This is a genomic window from Streptomyces chilikensis, from assembly GCF_001642695.1.
Classification (GTDB): domain Bacteria; phylum Actinomycetota; class Actinomycetes; order Streptomycetales; family Streptomycetaceae; genus Streptomyces; species Streptomyces chilikensis.
Genome location: NZ_LWCC02000142.1, coordinates 284,156 through 299,161 on the forward strand (window position 1 = coordinate 284,156; position 15,006 = coordinate 299,161).

Below are 15,006 nucleotides of genomic sequence, written 5' to 3' on the forward strand. Positions count from 1 at the left end.
GGGAGGTCCGCCAGGAGACGCCGCCCAAGGCTTCACCTGACAATTCGCAGCTCAGCCGCTGGTCGCTTCCGTCACGGTCGACGAGAAGCTCATCGAGGGGCCGAAGGGAACCGGAGTGCCCATTCCACCGGCTGTGGCCGCCGATTGGCATGGGTGGTGCCAGGTGATCGGCAGAGCGTCCTCGTAGATCTACGAGCAAGGCTGCAGTCGGTGCGATCGGCGGTGCCGCGTGCTGGTTTCGCTCTATCCGTGGAGTTAGAGTGGAGGAACAAAAGTATTCCAGCCCTCACCCGTTCGCTGCTCCGCTTGACGGCCTTGTGAAGGATCGTCGCGTAGCAGCCCGTCCGCCTTTCGGCACATGCTGCTCGGACTGCAGGACGCAGTGAGACGGACGAGAGTGGTCCTTTACGCGCCTGTATGCCGTGGAGGGAATCTCCGGCGATACGGGCCGCACCAGGGGTTGAGCCCTGGAGAACTGGTTGTGCGCCGTGGAGGGAATCTCCGGCATCACAGATCACGTCAGGGCTGAGCCTTTCGACGGATTAGAAAATCTGGAAGCGCGATGACCAAACTACCTCGACGCCAGGTTTCCCGCGTTGTTGGCTCGTCCTTCCTGGCAGCCGTCCTCACAGTGACCGCGGGAGCGTCTGCGACTGCAGTGGTGTCGGACGATGCGGTGAGGCAAACGGTGGGCGTCGTGTCCGAGGGCCCGCCCCCGCCGCCGCCTCCTCCGCCTCCGCCGGAGCCTCCGCCGGAGCCGCCACCGGAGCCTCCGCCGGAACCCCCGCCGGAGCCCCCGCCTGAGCCGCCGAAACCCCCGGAGCCTCCGCCGGAGCCGCAGAAACCGGACGAGCAGCCGCCGGAGCAGCCGAAACCGGAGGAGCAGCCGCCGGAGCAGCCGAAACCGGACGAGCTGGAGAAGGAGGGGAACGAGCTCATCGGGAAGCTGGACGCATCGGAGAAGACGAAGAAGGAAGTCAAGGACGCGTTGAACAAGGCGCTCAGCGTGGTCAAGGATCCGAATGCGTCGGCGGAGGACAAGGCCCTTTACGGAAGCATCGCGAAGGGAATCAACACCACACTGAAGGAGATACAGAGCGCGGGTACGTCTCCGAAGGAGAAGGCTGCGTACACGAAGATTCTTCAAGCGACCAACAAGGCGATGAGCCTGGCCGCGAACCCGAAGGTCTCACCCGAGGACAAGCAGACGTACAAGGAGATCGCAGAGTATCTGGCGGAGACCGCAGGGTTCGCCAAGGGCCTTCCCGCGCAGCAGAAAGCTTTCACGCTGACGGAAGCTGCCTTCCTTGCCGCCGGAGTGCTGGCTTATCAGAACCCGGAGACGAGGCCGACGGACCCGAAGGATCGCGAGGCCGTCAAGCAGAACCTGAAGAAGAGCGCCGAAGCACTGGCGACTCTCAGGAATCCCGAAGCATCTCCGCAGGATCGTAGTGAAGCCCAGAAAACGGTGGACCAGCTGAAGGGCTCGCTCCAGAATTCCCAGTACCTGGCCTTCGTCGAGGAGCTCAAGCGCTACAAGGCGCCCAGTGCCTGTCTCGACGCGGTGGAGAACCGTACGCGTGAGGCCGGCTGGCCAGAGGGTTCGCTCTGGGGTGTCACCGACCCGTCGTGCGCCGACACGGTGACACAGATCGCCGGTGACACCAGTAGCCAGTGGAACGCTCTGTTCGTCTGCTTGCAGCAGAGTCCCTTCTCCTCGTGTGTGGTCAAGGTCCCGAAGGTGTGAGGAACCGGACCGGACCGTCGGCCCATGGCGGTGCAACCGATCGATCCGGCAGCCGAGGACCCCTCGGTCGACGGCTGTCGGCGCCGGTCGGCCGCACGCTCACGACGCCTTGGGCTCTTTCAGCGTGACCACCGATCGGGTGATGGCCTCGGTACCCGTGACGGACACGTCTCCCGTACTGCCGGCGGAGAGAGCGACACCGGCCGGCTGTGGCAGGCCCTGACCGAAGTGCTCCCCGCCACGGGCTGCCGGCGGCCGGCTGGTCCTGGCCGTCGAGGCCACCTGCCGGCTGCGGCAGGACACCCGCACCTCGCCGCAGCGCATCCTGTGCCGCACTCCCGGACGCGGCGGGGGCCGGCACGCCCCGTCCCCGGCCGGCCGCACCCGGCAGGATCCCGGCCGTGCCGCACGACGGCCCGTACGTTGGTTCCATGAGCGATGCCGGAACCCCGGGCGGTTCTCCCGCCGACCTCGTCGTCACCGGTTGTGCGGTCCTGGTGCACGACGACGCGGAACGGATCGGATTCCGCGAGGACGCCGCGGTCGTCGTCCGCGACCGGGTGATCGACGCGGTCACCACGGCCGCCGCCGCGCGGGACGTGCCGGCCGTGACCCGGATCGAGGCACCCGGACAGATCGCGCTGCCCGGTCTGATCAACTGCCACACGCACGCCCCGATGGTGGCCCTGCGGGGGCTCGCCGAGGACCTGCCGACGCAGGAGTGGTTCAACGACGTCGTCTGGCCCGTCGAGACCAACCTCACCGGGCGGGACGTGGAACTGGGCGCGCGGCTCGCCTGCGCCGAGATGATCCGGGGCGGGGTGACCTGCTTCGCCGACCACTACTTCTCCATGGACACGGTCGCCGATGTCGTCGCCGAGTGCGGGCTGCGCGCCCACCTCGGTGAGGCGTACTTCTCCGGTCAGGGGCCCCGGGGCCGGGAGGCGTCGCTGGAGTTCGCGCTCCGCCGGCGCGGTGCCGCCGACGGCCGCATCACCACCGCGCTCGCCCCGCACGCCCCGTACACCGTCACCGAGGCCGATCTCGCCGCCACCGCCGACCTCGCCCGCGCGCACGGCCTGCCCGTCCACATCCACGCCGCCGAGAACCGCGATCAGACCGCCACCAGCCTGGCCCGGTCCGGCCGCACCCCCATCGAGGTCCTGGACCGCACCGGCCTGCTCGGCACCGATCTGCTCATCGCCCACGGCACCGGCATCCTGGAGCGGGACCTGCCGCTGCTCGAACGCACGGACGGCCGTACGGCGGTGGCCACCGCACCCCGCGGCTACCTGAAGTTCGCGTGGCCGACCACCACCCCGGTACGGGCCCTGCGCGCGGCCGGGGTCCCCGTCGGCCTCGCCACGGACGGCGCCGCCTCCAACAACTCCCTCGACGTGTGGGAGGCCATGGCGCTCACGTCCCTGGTCCAGAAGTCCGCCGAGGGCGACCCCCGCTGGCTGACCGCCCGCCAGGCCCTGCACCACGCCACCTCGCAGAGCGCCCGCGCGGTCGGCCTCGGGGACCGGATCGGCTCCCTCGCGCCCGGCCGGCGCGCCGACCTCGTCCTCGTCGACCTCACCGGCCCGCACACCCAGCCGGTCCACGACCTCGCCGCCACCTTGGTGCACAGCGCCCGTTCGGCCGACGTCCGCACGACGATCGTCGACGGCCGCGTCCTGATGCGGGACCGTGTCCTGCTCACCCTGGACGTGGAGGCCGTCGTACGGGAACTGACGGACCGGCTGCCCGGTCTGACCGCGCGCGACCACGGACGGCGCCTCCAGGAGTACGACACCTGACCCGGCCGGCCGCCGGGTCCCGGCCGCCGTCGGGGCCCACCGGGACCGACCGGATCGGGCGGCTGCGGAACCTCCCTCCGCGGCGCACCGGGCCGGCCGGCGCCCGTCGGCGCTGGGCGGAGGGGGTCGCGCACCGGCCGTGACCCCGGTGGACGACCCGGTCCGGTTCAGCCGTGGCGCAGGGTCTCCACGGCCGCCGCCAGCACATGGCGGTCATGGTGTCCCTTGTGGACGGGCGGCGGCTGCCTGTCGAGGTGGAGGAGCCGCGACACGGCCGTCCAGGCCGTGCGCACGGAGTACTCGACGGTGAAGGCGGTCTCGTCCGGCGTCTCGGCGAACTGCCCGACGAACGCGAGGTTCACCGACCTGCCGGGAACCACCTCGGGCCGGTCGTCCCGGGTTCGGCGCAGGAACGGGCTGGTGAAGTACGGCAGCAGGCAGGGAACGACCGTCGACGTCTCCAGGACCCGTGCCGCCACCGCTTCACCGAGCGGCAGGTGGTGCAGGACCTCTTCCAGGATCTCCCGGCCGGAGCACTCCGTCATCGGCTTGGGCGTCCGGTTGCCCGCGCGCTCGGGGAACAGGGCGTAACCCCACCAGACCGAGACGCCCTCCGGCTGGTCACGGTGGACCGGCTGCCGGTCGGCGACGAGGGTGAGCAGCCAGTTGGAGCCGGTCAGGGTCATCAGGCCTCCCCTGCCGGCCTCGCGGCCGCTGAACTCCTCCAGCGCCTCGAGGAGGACGGGGTCCTTCGCGGTGACGGTGAAGGACTCCCCGAGGGACTCCTTGACGTTCTTGTCGAAGACGGACGGGTAGCCGAGGTCCGCGCGTCCCCTGGCCATGCGGTGCCACAGGAGCCAGGCGTCCGTGCGGTGGGTCGGCGTGGGCGGCGGGGCGGTGTGCGAGCCGAAGGAGGCGGCGTCGGTCACCGAGCCGTTGGTCACCAGGACCAGGTCCTCGGGGGCCACGGTGATCTTCTCCTGCTGTCCGTTCCGGGAGAGGCGTAGGGTCCGGACCCTGATCTCCTCGCGCCCCGGCGCCAGTTCGACGTCGGTGACGCGGCAGCCGGTGTGGAAGACGGCCCCGCGTTCCCGCAGCCAGGCGGCCAGCGGAAGGACGAGCGAGTCGTACTGGTGGTACCGGGTGCGGTGGATCCCCGACATGGTCGCGAACTCGGGGAGGAGGTGGATGAAGCGCTTGAGGTGGCGGCGGAACTCCACGGCGCCGTGCTCCGGCCGGAAGGCGAACGTGGTGCACCACATGAGCCAGAAGTTCGTGGTGAAGAAGTGCGTGCCGAAGCAGTCGGTGATCCGCTTGCCGTCCAGCCGTCCCTCCGGGACCGCCAAGCACCGCAGGAGCTCCAGCCGGTCGCGCTCGGAGAAGCCCGTCGCATGAGGATCGACGACCCTTCCCTCGCCGTCGACGAGACGGGTGACGTCGTCCCAGGTGAAGTTCTCGTGCTCCGCCAGGATCTCCTGCGTCACGCTGACGGAGGGGTCGTCGAGGCTGGGAATGCCCCCGAACAGGTCGAAGGCGCAGTACGCCCCGGCGTCGATCATCCGCCCGCCGGGCACGGTGTGCCCGATGCCGGCCGTGCCGCCGGGGTTCAGGCTTCCGCCGATGTCCGGCTGCTCCTCGAAGAGGTGGATGTCCCCTCCGTCGAATCCGCCGTCACGGATCAGGAACGCGGCCGCCGCGAGCGCCGCGATCCCGCTGCCCACCAGATACGCCTTCGCCATCACACAACTCCTCGATTTCCGGCCCCTGCACAGCGGAACCGCTTGCTCTCAGCGTTTCCCGGACCCCGGCGGGCCGTCAGTGGGCCGGCCGGGCCGTCCGTCCGGCCCGAAGGACCCCGCCGGGGCGGGCCGTGCGGGGGCACCGGGCGGTGGGCGCGGATCATCCCGTGCGGTGTCCCCACAGCGGGCCGGCCAGCTCCCATTCCCTGTCCCACCGGTCAAAGCGCCGCCTGTCGAGCCGCCACCGCACGGCGGCTCCGGCGCCGTGGACGAGGCCGGCGAAGGCGAAGGCGGACCCGACGGCCAGAAGACCCGCTTCCACCGCCGCGTCCGTGCGGTCCGGGGGCTCCGCCACGACCGCGCCCCGGCCGTCGGTCCAGATCACGACGCGTTCCCCGGTCTTCGCCCCGGCGACCACCCACGTCCGGACGGTGCGGACGGTGCCGTCATGGTCCGTCCAGCGGACCCGGGCGGCGACCTGGTCACGGCTGCTCCCGGTCCCCGCCGAAGTCCCCGGCACGTCGCCGAGCAGCACCGCGCTCACCGCGTGCCGCTCGGCACGCTGCCCGGCGAACAGGTCGGCGGCGGCGTGAGCCGTCGCCGCCCCGACGGCCACGCCTCCCAGCACCATGACCGCCCACACGATCACGACGGTCCACGCCTCCAGGAGGTCCTCACGCCGCCGCAGCGGATTGTTCCTCCAGCGCCAGGTCCTCGTGCGTCGGCGGGATCTCATCGGACCGCCCCTCCCGGAGGGTCAGCGGACGGAGGTCGCGGCGGGCGTGGCGTGCGGCAGGAAGTCGTCGAAGCGGAACGTCAGCGCGTTCAGCACCCCGACGACGCCCTCCAGCCGCCACGTCCGGTGGACGGCCTCCGTCACCTGGCTGCGCCGGTCGACGCGGCCGTCGAGGGTGACGACGCCGTCCCGGACGAGGACCACCACGGCGTCGGCTGCCGCCCCCAGCGCGCCGGCCAGGACGTCCTCGGTCACCTGACGGCGCAGGTCGTCGTCGGTGCGGAGGAAGACCCGCAGCAGGTCCCTGCGGGTGGCGATGCCGACGAGCCGGTCCTCCTCGTCCACCACGGGCAGGCGCTCGACACCACGGCGCTCCATCAGCCGTGCCGCGTCGGGGACGGACTGTTCCGGGTGCACGGTGATCGCGGGGCTCGTCATGAGGTCCGCCGCCGTGACGACCAGGCCGGGATCCCGGCCGGCCCGGTTCGCCTGGGCGCGGACCAGGTCCGTCCCGGAGAGCACACCGAGCACCTTGTCGTCGTCGTCGACCACCGGCAGTCCACTGATCCGGTGGTGGTCGAGCAGCCGGACGACTTCCTTGAAGGGGGTTTCCGGGCGGGCGTGGACGACCTCACAGGTCATCACCTGACCGACGGTTCGGAATGTCATGGTCTTCTCTCCTTGACGGCCGGGAGCGGACCCCGGCGCCTACTGCTGCGGGCCGCCTCGCCACGGGGGCGGGGCGCTCGTCCTGCGGGTCGCGTCACGGCGGTGCGTCACCCGCTCGACGCGGCCGCGCAGCCTGTCCTGCAGCCGGTCGGCGAGTTCCCGGGCGGTCGTCTCGAGGGCGTGGACCACCACGCGCTCGTTCCCGATTCGGATCTCGACGCCGGCCCACCAGGGCAGCTCGACGTGGTGGGCCGCGACCCTGGTGACGCGCACCTCGCCGCTGACGGCCGGAAGTCCGGGGCGGCCCAGCGCGGCGCCGACCCTCTCCATGAGGTAGGTGAGCGACTCCTCGTCCACCTTCCCCTCGGTGCGCACCCGGAGGGCGGCGGTGAGGCCGCGGGTGCCGATGTCCTTGGCGGTCATGTGCTGCGCTCCTCGTGTGCGGTCCGGCACGGCTTCAGCGTGCCGGGTGCCGCGGCCACGCCACGAGGGGCGCCCGGCCCCCGGCGGGGGGCCGAGGGTCCCCGGAACCGGTCCCGTACGGCCCGTGCCTCGGCGGGAACACGGCGGGGACACGGCGGTGAGGCTGAAGGGGCCCCGGGACGACCAGGTGACGGCGAACTCCTGGGAGGGACGACGGACATGACCGTTCGTGTGGGCATCAACGGCTTCGGCCGCATCGGCCGCGACCACCTGCGGTGCGTGCGCGAGAGGACCGCCGGCCCGGACGTGCCGCTGGAGGTGGTGGCGGTCAACGACCTCACCTCGCCGGAGGCGCCGGCGCACCCGCTGGAGTACGACTCGGCGTACGGCCGGCTGGGGCGGACCGTCGAGCACGACGGGACGTCGCCGGCCGTGGACGGCCACCCATCGCGGTGAGCGCCGAGCGGGACCCGGCCAGGCTGTCCTGGGGAGAACTCGGCGTGGACGTGGTCATCGAGTCGACCGGACGCTTCCGCCCCTGCGAGCAGGCCGGCCTGCACCTGGCTGCGGGCGCGCGGAGGTGCTGCTGCCGGTGCCCGGCAAGGACGTGGACGCCCCGGTCGTCTCCCGGGACGTGGTCGGTGATCCCGCCCCGTGCGTCCTGGACGCGCCGCTCACCCGGACCCACGGGGACCTGGCGAAGGTCTTCGGCCGGCACGACAACGAGGTGGGGCTGCACCAACCGCCTGCTGGACCTCACCGAGCACGTCGCGGCCCGGCTCCCGGGGATCTGACCACCGCTGCCGGCGGCTGCTCCCCTGCCGGGCGCGGCAGGGGCCCGCCCGGGTCACCCGCCGGCCCGTGACCCGGGCGGCCGGGGCGGATCACGCCCCGGGCGTGGCCGGACCTGCGTCCTCCAGGTCGAACCCGACGTCGACGACGCCCTCGACCGCGCGGACCAGACGGGCCGCCACGGGCACCATGGAGGTGTCCCGGAGCCGGCCGGAGAGCGTGACCACGCCGTCGGCGACCCTCACCTCCACCGGAGGGCTCAGCGTGGGGAACAGGTACGCGACCACCTCGCGGCGTACCTCTTCGGCGATCTCCTCGTCCGGGCGCAGGAACACCTTGAGCAGATCGGCACGGCTGACCACGCCTTCGAGCATGCCCCGGTCGTCGACGACGGGCAGCCGCTTGACCTGCCGCTGCGCCATGACGCGGGCGGCCTCGGCGAGAGGGGCGCCCGCGCGGACCGTGACCGCAGGGGCGCTCATCAGCTCCCCCGCGGTGAGGGCGCCGGCCTTCGCGAGGTCGAGCAGCCGGCGCCGCTGGGTGAGGCGGTCGGGGTCGCTGTCGCGGAACTCCTCCTTGGGCAGGAGGTCGGCCTCGGACACGACGCCCACGACGCGGCCCTCCCCGGCCAGCACCGGCAGGGCGCTGACCTTCCACTGCTGCATGAGCTCGACGACGTCCTTGAACGAGGCGTCCCGGCCCACCGAGACGACCGTGTGGGTCATGACGTCGCTGACCACGTGCGGGCTGCCGTGCATGGTGTTCCTCCTGGTGGTGTGTGAGGGAACTCAGTGGCGTTGCAGGGCGTGTTCGCCGCCGTGAGGGGCGTGCAGGACGAGCAGCCGCTGCCAGGAGCGGCCGACGCGCTCGCCTCGGTCCAGCGACTCGACGGGGCGGCATGGCGGTCCGGAACTCGGGAGTCGAGAACGACGGTGTCGCTGCGGACGGCCCGGAGGTGGCCGGCGCTCCGGCCCTCCTCGAAGAACCGGGCGCCCGCCGCAGAGGAGACCTCGTGGGCCATGGGCACCAGCCGGTCGCGGTGGGCGGCCGGCAGGGACGCGACGGTCGTGGTGCTGGTCATGGCGTGCGGTTCCTCTCCGTTGTCGGCGGTCGCGGGGTCTGACGGCTCCAGCGTGACTCCGCTCCGGAGCACGGGCCACGGGCCGCTCGGACCCCTGACGGGGGTCGTTCGGCCCCAAGCGCGCGTGCGCGAGTTCTCCGGGCACCGGGTGTCCTGGGGCGGGGATGGTGCGGCATGCTTGATCGGATGACGCCGGCCGGAGGGACGAGGAAGCAGTGAGGAACGAACAGGCGGGAGGGGGGCGCCCGAGTTCGGTTCCCCCGCTGCGGATGGACGCGCTGCTGAGCGAGCTGCAGGAGCACGTGGAGCGCGTGCGTGGCGGCCGCGACCGCATGCAGACGCTGCTGGACGCCGTGCTGGCCATCGGCAGCGACCTGGAGCTCGAGGACCTGTTGCGCCGGATCGTGCAGTCCGCGGTCGACCTGGTGGACGCCGAGTACGGTGCGCTGGGCGTGCTGGGCGAGGAAGGAACGATCCGGCAGTTCATCACGGTCGGCATGGACCAGGAGACGATCGAGCGGATCGGGCACTACCCCGAGGGACACGGCATCCTGGGCCTGCTGATCCGCGAACCGCACCCGCTGCGTCTGGAGGACCTCGGGTCACACGCGGAGTCGGTCGGCTTCCCGGCGGGGCACCCGCCGATGCGGACCTTCCTCGGCGCCCCCGTGCAGGTGCGCGAGAAGGTCTTCGGCAACCTGTACCTGACCGACAAGCGCGGCGGCGTGCCCTTCGACGCCGACGACGAGGCGGTGCTGCGCAGTCTGGCGACCGCCGCGGGCGTGGCGATCGACAACGCCCGGCTGTACGAGGAGAGCCGCCGGCGGGAGCGGCGCCTGGCCGCCAACGAGGACATCACCCGGGCCCTGCTGTCGGGGGCGCCTCCGGAGGAGATCCTGCACTCGCTCGCCGACGCCGTCCGGGAGATGACCGGCTGCGACCTGGTCACGCTCGCCCGGCCCGTCGGGAGGGACGAGGGCCTGGTCGTGGAGGCCGCGGCCGGTCCGGAGTCCGACCGGGTGCTGGGTCTCGCCCTGCCCCCCACCACGCTGGCGGCGAAGGTGCACTCCACAGGGGAGCCGATCACCAGTGACTCCCTCAGCGAGGATCCTCGCGCGACCGGCGGCAGCGGCTCCGTGGTGCGGCTGGGACCGGCTTTCTTCGTGCCGGTCGGCGACCGGCAGGGAGCGCGCGGAGTGCTGCAGGTGGCCAACCTGCCCGGCAGGCCGCCGTTCACCGAGGGGGCGGTGGAGATGGTCCTCACCTTCGCCGACCAAGCGGCGCTCGCCCTGCAGATCGCCGAGCACCGGCGGGACGCGGAGCATCTCGCCCTGCTCGGCGACCGTGACCGCATCGCTCGTGACCTGCACGACCAGGTGATCCAGCGGCTGTTCGCCGGCGCCCTGACCCTGCAGGCCGCGCTCGGCCGCGTCCGGGACCAGCCCACCGCCGCCGAACGCATCCAGCGGGTGGTGGACGACCTGGACGACACCATCAGGATCATCCGTTCCACCATCTTCGGCCTGCAGCACCGCGACCGGCAGGAGCGGACCGGCGGGCTGCGCGCCCGGCTGCTCGCGCTGACCGACGAGGCCGCGCAGACCCTCGGCTTTCCTCCCGCCCTGCGGATGACCGGGCTGCTGGACACCGACGTTCCCGCCGTCCACGCCGACCACCTCCTGGCCGTGCTGCGCGAGGCGCTGTCCAACGCGGCCCGGCACGCCGGAGCCACCAGGGTGGAGGTCTGCGCCGAGGCCTCCGGGGGGACGCTGCGGCTGACCGTGGCGGACGACGGACGGGGCATCGACCCGGCGGTCGTCCGGCGGAGCGGTCTGGCCAACCTGCGCAGCCGTGCCGAGGAGCTCGGCGGCTCCTTCCAGGTCACCCCCCGTGACCCGGCCGGCACCTTCCTGGAGTGGACGGTTCCTCTGCCACCGGAGGGCGACACGGCCGGCTGAGCCGGCGGTCAGCAGGCCGGCGTCCCGTGCGCACGGCTGACGTCGAGGGCGTCGAGGGCGTCGGCGTACGTCCCGGCCGGTACGTCAGCCGTGGGGAACCACGGCCACGGGGCAGCCCGCGTGGTGCAGGGCGGCGTGTGCGACGGGACCCAGCTGGGTGCCGATGCGATGACCGCTCTCTCGGCGGCCCACCACCAGAAGCCCGGCGTCCCGCGCCGCCGCGAGCAGGGCGGCGGCGGCCCGGCCCTCGGTGACGGACCCGGTCACCGGCACGGTGGGGAACTTCCCCCGCCAGGTGCGGACCACGGCGGCCACCGTGTGCTCAGCCTCCGCCAAGGCGCGGGCCTGTGGCGCGCTCTCCGCGTCCGGAGCCGGCTCCAGTCGTCCGGCGGCCGGGGGCGCGACGACCAGCGATGCGTCCGAGACGGGCCGGACGGGAGGCCGGACCGCGTGCACCACCTGCAGCCCGGTGCCGCGCCGCCGGGCTGCGTCGAAGGCGAACTCGACGACCTCGTCGCACGGCTGCCCGATGTCCAGTCCGAGCACGACCTCGCGGTAGGGCGTCCGCGGAATCTCGTCCGGGGCGATGCCGTCCACGGCGGGAAGGTGGTCGGAGGCGATGCCCCTGCCGGCCCGCACCAGCACCACGGGGCGTGGGGAGCGGGCCACGACGCGCTGCGAGACGGACCCCGTCACGAAGCCGCCGAGGGCGCCCAGCCCGAGCGATCCGAGGACCAGGAGCTCGCTGTCCGCGGCGGCGGCGACCAGGACGCCGACGGCGGAGTCGCAGACCAGCCGCTCGGTGACGCGCAGTCCGGGATGGGCCGCCCGCAGACCGCGTACCGCCTGCCCGAGGACCGCCTCGGCCCAGCGGTGCTCGGTGCTGTCGGCCGGGACGTGCGCCGCGGGACGGAGGTGGGGGTGCCAGGCGTGCACGACGGTGAGACCGGTTCCGCGCCGCTGTGCCTCCTGCGCCGCCCAGTGAGCTGCTGCGAGGCTCGCGGGTGTTCCGTCGACCCCCACCGTGATGTCGTGCGGCATGACGCGTCCCCTCCCGGGTCGTGGATCTCCGGACGTCCTCCGGATGCCTCCAGCCTGCTCGCGGACGGGCCGAGGGCCCACGGGCCGGGAGACCCCTGACCAGGTCTCTTCGGCCCCGGTCCAGGGCCCGCCCGGCCCTGGCGCAGGGAAGCCGACGACGCGACGCTCCTGCCCCGGCACCGACGAACGCGAGGAGCGGAGCACACGACTGCCAAGGACACCGGAATCCGTGACCTCACCGACGCGGTGCTGGTGCGCGCCGACGGGAGCCGTGGACGAGAAGGCGCTCGCCTACGTCCGGCAGAAGGCATACAGCTCCCACCACAACCGCCGCTACCTGCGAAGACGCCACGTCGGGCGCACGATCCCGGAACCGAAGGGCCAGCGGGCCCACCGCCGTCGCAACGAGGTCGAGCGGACCATCAACCGACTGAAGAACTCCCGGGCGGTCGCCACCCGTTACGACAAGCGGGCCCACGTCTTCCAGGGCGCCGTCATCACCGCAGCGATCCGACTCCGGCTCAGGCCCTGAGCACTCAGTAGTGCCCGAGCATTTCGTCGGCGGGAACGCAGTCGCTCATGGTGTTGGCCCAGTCGTTGGGCCTACCGAAGACCAGCCGTGTCAGCAGCACATCTCCGGCTCGCTGGGCGCGCGGCATCATGCCCAGGTCCTGTGAGCCGATGTCGCCGCCGGGTGTGATCTCGACGCTCCTGTCAGTGCTCACCAGGTGGGCGGTGAGTTCATCCGAGAGCTCGGACGGCGGCCGGCCGACCAGTCGTATCCCCTCGTATGTGACCTGGGGACCGGTCAGGGCGTCGACCGCGATGCAGGTCAATCCCATCGGGCCGACGTAGTAGGCCACCACGTCCGCGCGGTGGAACGGGGCGGCCGCCGCGCGGAATCCCGTGCGCAGCTGCTTGAACGGGCCGAACGTGCCGATCTCCGCAACGGCGTCGGAGGTGAAGCCGCGCGTCAGCATCGCGCCGGTTGCCTCCTCCACGCTCATACCGAACCGCAGTGGGCCGACGCGCTCCAGCGGCGCGTAGCCCCACTGCTCCCGGTCGGATTCGGCCACCACGGCCCATGGGTCCGGCCACACGTCAAGCAGCCCCTTCCGGCGGTCATGTCGGTACGGTGCCGATGACTCTAATCCCGTAACGCCACCATGATCCGCCGGGCAGAACTTAGGGCCGGGTCCCTCGCACGCGGGCACTGCCGAGGACGTCGGCCAGGCCCCGGCGCGGCGTGGAACGCACGTACGGCGGGTGTCCCAGGCGGAGGATGACCTGCGGGTGCTGCCCGGCGGTGAGCGTCCGCCGGACGCGTTCCCGCAGTTCCGGTACCTCCAGGGGCTGGGTGTGGAAGGCCGCCATCACGCCGAGTCCTGCCGCGTGCAGCAGCATCCGCTGGAGGGCCTGTCCGGTCCTCAGCCAGGTGGCCGGGTCGTCCCGATCGGTGGCCAGCAGGACCACCTCCCCCGTCCGCGCCGACCAGGGCCGGGGATGCCGAGGGCTCGAGCCGGCCAGACTGGCGTAGTCGCGACCGGCGAGGGCGGTCGCGTCGGGGTGGCGCACGCCGGCGTCGGCCGGCACTCCGTCACGCCTCTGCCGGACGGGCTGCCAGGCCCATCCCGCCTGTTCGGCGGCGAACCGTTCGTCGGCCCGGTGGGTGTCCTCCCCCGCACGTACCAGCGCGGCCACCAGGCGGCGGTCCACGGCGTCCCGCACGACGTGCAGCCGGGCGCCTTCACAGTCGGCCTGCTCACGCAACGCGGCGACGAGGCCGGCGGGCAACGGCTCCGGCAGGAACGGGCCGTGCGCGGTGTGCCGCAGCCCCAAGGCGTCGTACAGGCGTTGTTCCTCCGCTGTGGGCCGGGTGTAGGCGCCCCAGGTGACCGTGGCGAGGTGAGCGGGGTGCCGCGGGTCGGGGAAGACGCGCACAAGGGGCCGGAAGCCGAGGTGGAGCATGGCCAGCCGGACGTTGAACAGGGCCGCCCCGCAGCCGAGCAGGAGTTCCCGCCCGCGGGGGTCGGCGAGCGGCAGGCCGCGACGGGTGTCCGCGTGCAGTTCGAGATCCCTGTCGCCGTCCGCGACGAAGCGCCAGGGCTGGATGTTGTAGAGCGACGGCGCGGTCACGGCCGCGCGGACCAGGTAGGCGGAGGAGTGACTGGTGAGTGTGCCGGTGACGGGCATGGGCGGTGCCCCGCTTTCGGTGTCGGGAGTCCCTCGGACTTCAGTGTCTGCACGCGAGGCCCTCGTCCGACAGGGGCGACCGGGCACTGCTGCGGGACCATCGGCCCAGCTCACGGGATGGTTGAAGCTGCCCGGGCGGGAGTCGTGGGGGGGACCGGACGTCCCCCGCTCGAACGGCATGCCAGGACCGCTCCGTGGCAGGAGCTCCGGGTCGCCTTGACGGAACGACGCCGCCGATCCGTCTCCCGTGCCGTGCCCGGCGGTCCGAGCACCCGGCACGGGGGGCGGGGCGGGCGGCCCCGGCGCCGGGGTTCCGGCAGCGGCGGAGGACGCCGGGTGCCGTCCTCGGCGCGGTCCGGCCGGGCTCACCGGTGTCCTGGCCGCCGCCTGCAGGCCGACGGCAGGGTCGAGTAACCCAGGCCGTGGCCCGATCGTCCCTCGCTGTGCGGACGCGTGGGTCAGCGGGGGGGGACGCGCGGCCGACTCCGCCACACCGGGAGATCTGCCTGCAACCGGGCAAAGAGCGGGTCACCGGCTCGACGGGCGAATCCTCGTCGTCACGGACGCCGGAATCCCTTCGAGGACGGCAAACGCACCAGGAGTCGGGTGGGGTCCACGGGTTGACGGCCGTGGTCGGCCCGGGATGACGCGGCACCACGAGCGGCCGTTCGGCGGCCAGGCCGTCATGCCATCCCCCAGGACGCGTCGAGGAGAGCTCGGCGGTGCGCGGTAGCGCCCTTGCCTCACCTGCCGGGCACTACGGCGAGCGCCTTCGCCACGTCGGCCGCCCAGCTCTCCACGGCGTCGAAGTCGCGGAAGTCCCCG

Annotated in this window: 12 protein-coding genes and 1 pseudogene; 5 read left to right on the forward strand and 8 right to left on the reverse strand. The window is 72.7% G+C overall.

Annotation, left to right across the window (positions count from 1 at the left end; translation table 11 throughout):
* Positions 1 to 562 precede the first annotated feature (562 nt).
* Together A2U95_RS28890 and A2U95_RS28895 are read left to right on the forward strand one after the other, a co-directional pair.
* Positions 563 to 1,747, forward strand: a complete 1,185-nt coding sequence (locus A2U95_RS28890; RefSeq protein ID WP_166027912.1) for a hypothetical protein — start codon at positions 563 to 565, stop codon at positions 1,745 to 1,747.
* Between the two features lie 431 nt (positions 1,748 to 2,178).
* Positions 2,179 to 3,549 carry an amidohydrolase gene (locus A2U95_RS28895; protein ID WP_166028363.1) on the forward strand — a complete coding sequence of 457 codons (1,371 nt, stop codon included), beginning with the start codon at positions 2,179 to 2,181 and terminating at the stop codon, positions 3,547 to 3,549.
* 167 nt (positions 3,550 to 3,716) lie between these two features.
* Here A2U95_RS28895 and A2U95_RS28900 read toward each other — a convergent pair whose 3' ends face one another.
* From A2U95_RS28900 to A2U95_RS28915, 4 genes are all read right to left on the reverse strand, one after another.
* Complete coding sequence (locus A2U95_RS28900; RefSeq protein WP_166028365.1) at positions 3,717 to 5,288, reverse strand: oleate hydratase; 1,572 nt, start codon at positions 5,286 to 5,288, stop codon at positions 3,717 to 3,719.
* A 160-nt stretch (positions 5,289 to 5,448) separates the two neighbouring features.
* Positions 5,449 to 6,024 (reverse strand): Rv1733c family protein, encoded by a 576-nt coding sequence (locus A2U95_RS28905; RefSeq protein ID WP_166028367.1) that lies wholly within the window; start codon positions 6,022 to 6,024, stop codon positions 5,449 to 5,451.
* 21 nt (positions 6,025 to 6,045) lie between these two features.
* The gene (locus tag A2U95_RS28910; protein ID WP_166028369.1) at positions 6,046 to 6,693 is read right to left on the reverse strand and encodes a CBS domain-containing protein; all 648 of its coding nucleotides are present in this window, start codon (positions 6,691 to 6,693) and stop codon (positions 6,046 to 6,048) included.
* A gap of 39 nt (positions 6,694 to 6,732) precedes the next feature.
* On the reverse strand, positions 6,733 to 7,116 hold the full coding sequence (locus A2U95_RS28915) for a hypothetical protein (RefSeq protein ID WP_166028371.1): 384 nt from the start codon (positions 7,114 to 7,116) through the stop codon (positions 6,733 to 6,735).
* Between the two features lie 219 nt (positions 7,117 to 7,335).
* On the opposite strand from A2U95_RS28915, the gene A2U95_RS33625 reads away from it, so the two are divergent.
* On the forward strand, positions 7,336 to 7,572 hold the full coding sequence (locus tag A2U95_RS33625; RefSeq protein ID WP_338104499.1) for a glyceraldehyde 3-phosphate dehydrogenase NAD-binding domain-containing protein: 237 nt from the start codon (positions 7,336 to 7,338) through the stop codon (positions 7,570 to 7,572).
* A gap of 428 nt (positions 7,573 to 8,000) precedes the next feature.
* Here the strand turns inward: A2U95_RS33625 and A2U95_RS28925 are convergent, their stop codons facing one another.
* Entirely contained in the window at positions 8,001 to 8,666 is a 666-nt protein-coding gene (locus A2U95_RS28925; protein ID WP_166028373.1) for a CBS domain-containing protein, read from the reverse strand.
* Between the two features lie 592 nt (positions 8,667 to 9,258).
* Here A2U95_RS28925 and A2U95_RS28930 point away from each other — a divergent pair.
* Complete coding sequence (locus A2U95_RS28930; RefSeq protein WP_166028445.1) at positions 9,259 to 10,947, forward strand: GAF domain-containing sensor histidine kinase; 1,689 nt, start codon at positions 9,259 to 9,261, stop codon at positions 10,945 to 10,947.
* 84 nt (positions 10,948 to 11,031) lie between these two features.
* Here the strand turns inward: A2U95_RS28930 and A2U95_RS28935 are convergent, their stop codons facing one another.
* Positions 11,032 to 11,988, reverse strand: coding sequence for a universal stress protein (locus A2U95_RS28935; RefSeq protein ID WP_166028375.1), 957 nt, complete (start codon positions 11,986 to 11,988; stop codon positions 11,032 to 11,034).
* 304 nt (positions 11,989 to 12,292) lie between these two features.
* Here A2U95_RS28935 and A2U95_RS33900 point away from each other — a divergent pair.
* Positions 12,293 to 12,520, forward strand: a pseudogene (locus A2U95_RS33900) (IS5/IS1182 family transposase); the annotation flags it as partial.
* A gap of 4 nt (positions 12,521 to 12,524) precedes the next feature.
* Here A2U95_RS33900 and A2U95_RS28945 read toward each other — a convergent pair.
* The gene (locus tag A2U95_RS28945) at positions 12,525 to 13,067 is read right to left on the reverse strand and encodes a hypothetical protein (protein ID WP_166028377.1); all 543 of its coding nucleotides are present in this window, start codon (positions 13,065 to 13,067) and stop codon (positions 12,525 to 12,527) included.
* Positions 13,068 to 13,173: 106 nt separating this feature from the next.
* Positions 13,174 to 14,181 (reverse strand): Acg family FMN-binding oxidoreductase, encoded by a 1,008-nt coding sequence (locus tag A2U95_RS28950; protein ID WP_166028379.1) that lies wholly within the window; start codon positions 14,179 to 14,181, stop codon positions 13,174 to 13,176.
* Between the last annotated feature and the right edge of the window lie 825 nt (positions 14,182 to 15,006).

What these genes read in the sequence shown, in the direction of transcription:
- A2U95_RS28890 (WP_166027912.1), top strand. Translation starts at nt 563, where the DNA reads ATGACCAAACTACCTCGACGCCAGGTTTCCCGCGTTGTTGGCTCGTCC.
- A2U95_RS28895 (WP_166028363.1), top strand. Translation starts at nt 2,179, where the DNA reads ATGAGCGATGCCGGAACCCCGGGCGGTTCTCCCGCCGACCTCGTCGTC.
- A2U95_RS28900 (WP_166028365.1), bottom strand. Translation starts at nt 5,288, where the DNA reads ATGGCGAAGGCGTATCTGGTGGGCAGCGGGATCGCGGCGCTCGCGGCG.
- A2U95_RS28905 (WP_166028367.1), bottom strand. Translation starts at nt 6,024, where the DNA reads ATGAGATCCCGCCGACGCACGAGGACCTGGCGCTGGAGGAACAATCCG.
- A2U95_RS28910 (WP_166028369.1), bottom strand. Translation starts at nt 6,693, where the DNA reads ATGACATTCCGAACCGTCGGTCAGGTGATGACCTGTGAGGTCGTCCAC.
- A2U95_RS28915 (WP_166028371.1), bottom strand. Translation starts at nt 7,116, where the DNA reads ATGACCGCCAAGGACATCGGCACCCGCGGCCTCACCGCCGCCCTCCGG.
- A2U95_RS33625 (WP_338104499.1), top strand. Translation starts at nt 7,336, where the DNA reads ATGACCGTTCGTGTGGGCATCAACGGCTTCGGCCGCATCGGCCGCGAC.
- A2U95_RS28925 (WP_166028373.1), bottom strand. Translation starts at nt 8,666, where the DNA reads ATGCACGGCAGCCCGCACGTGGTCAGCGACGTCATGACCCACACGGTC.
- A2U95_RS28930 (WP_166028445.1), top strand. Translation starts at nt 9,259, where the DNA reads ATGGACGCGCTGCTGAGCGAGCTGCAGGAGCACGTGGAGCGCGTGCGT.
- A2U95_RS28935 (WP_166028375.1), bottom strand. Translation starts at nt 11,988, where the DNA reads ATGCCGCACGACATCACGGTGGGGGTCGACGGAACACCCGCGAGCCTC.
- A2U95_RS28950 (WP_166028379.1), bottom strand. Translation starts at nt 14,181, where the DNA reads ATGCCCGTCACCGGCACACTCACCAGTCACTCCTCCGCCTACCTGGTC.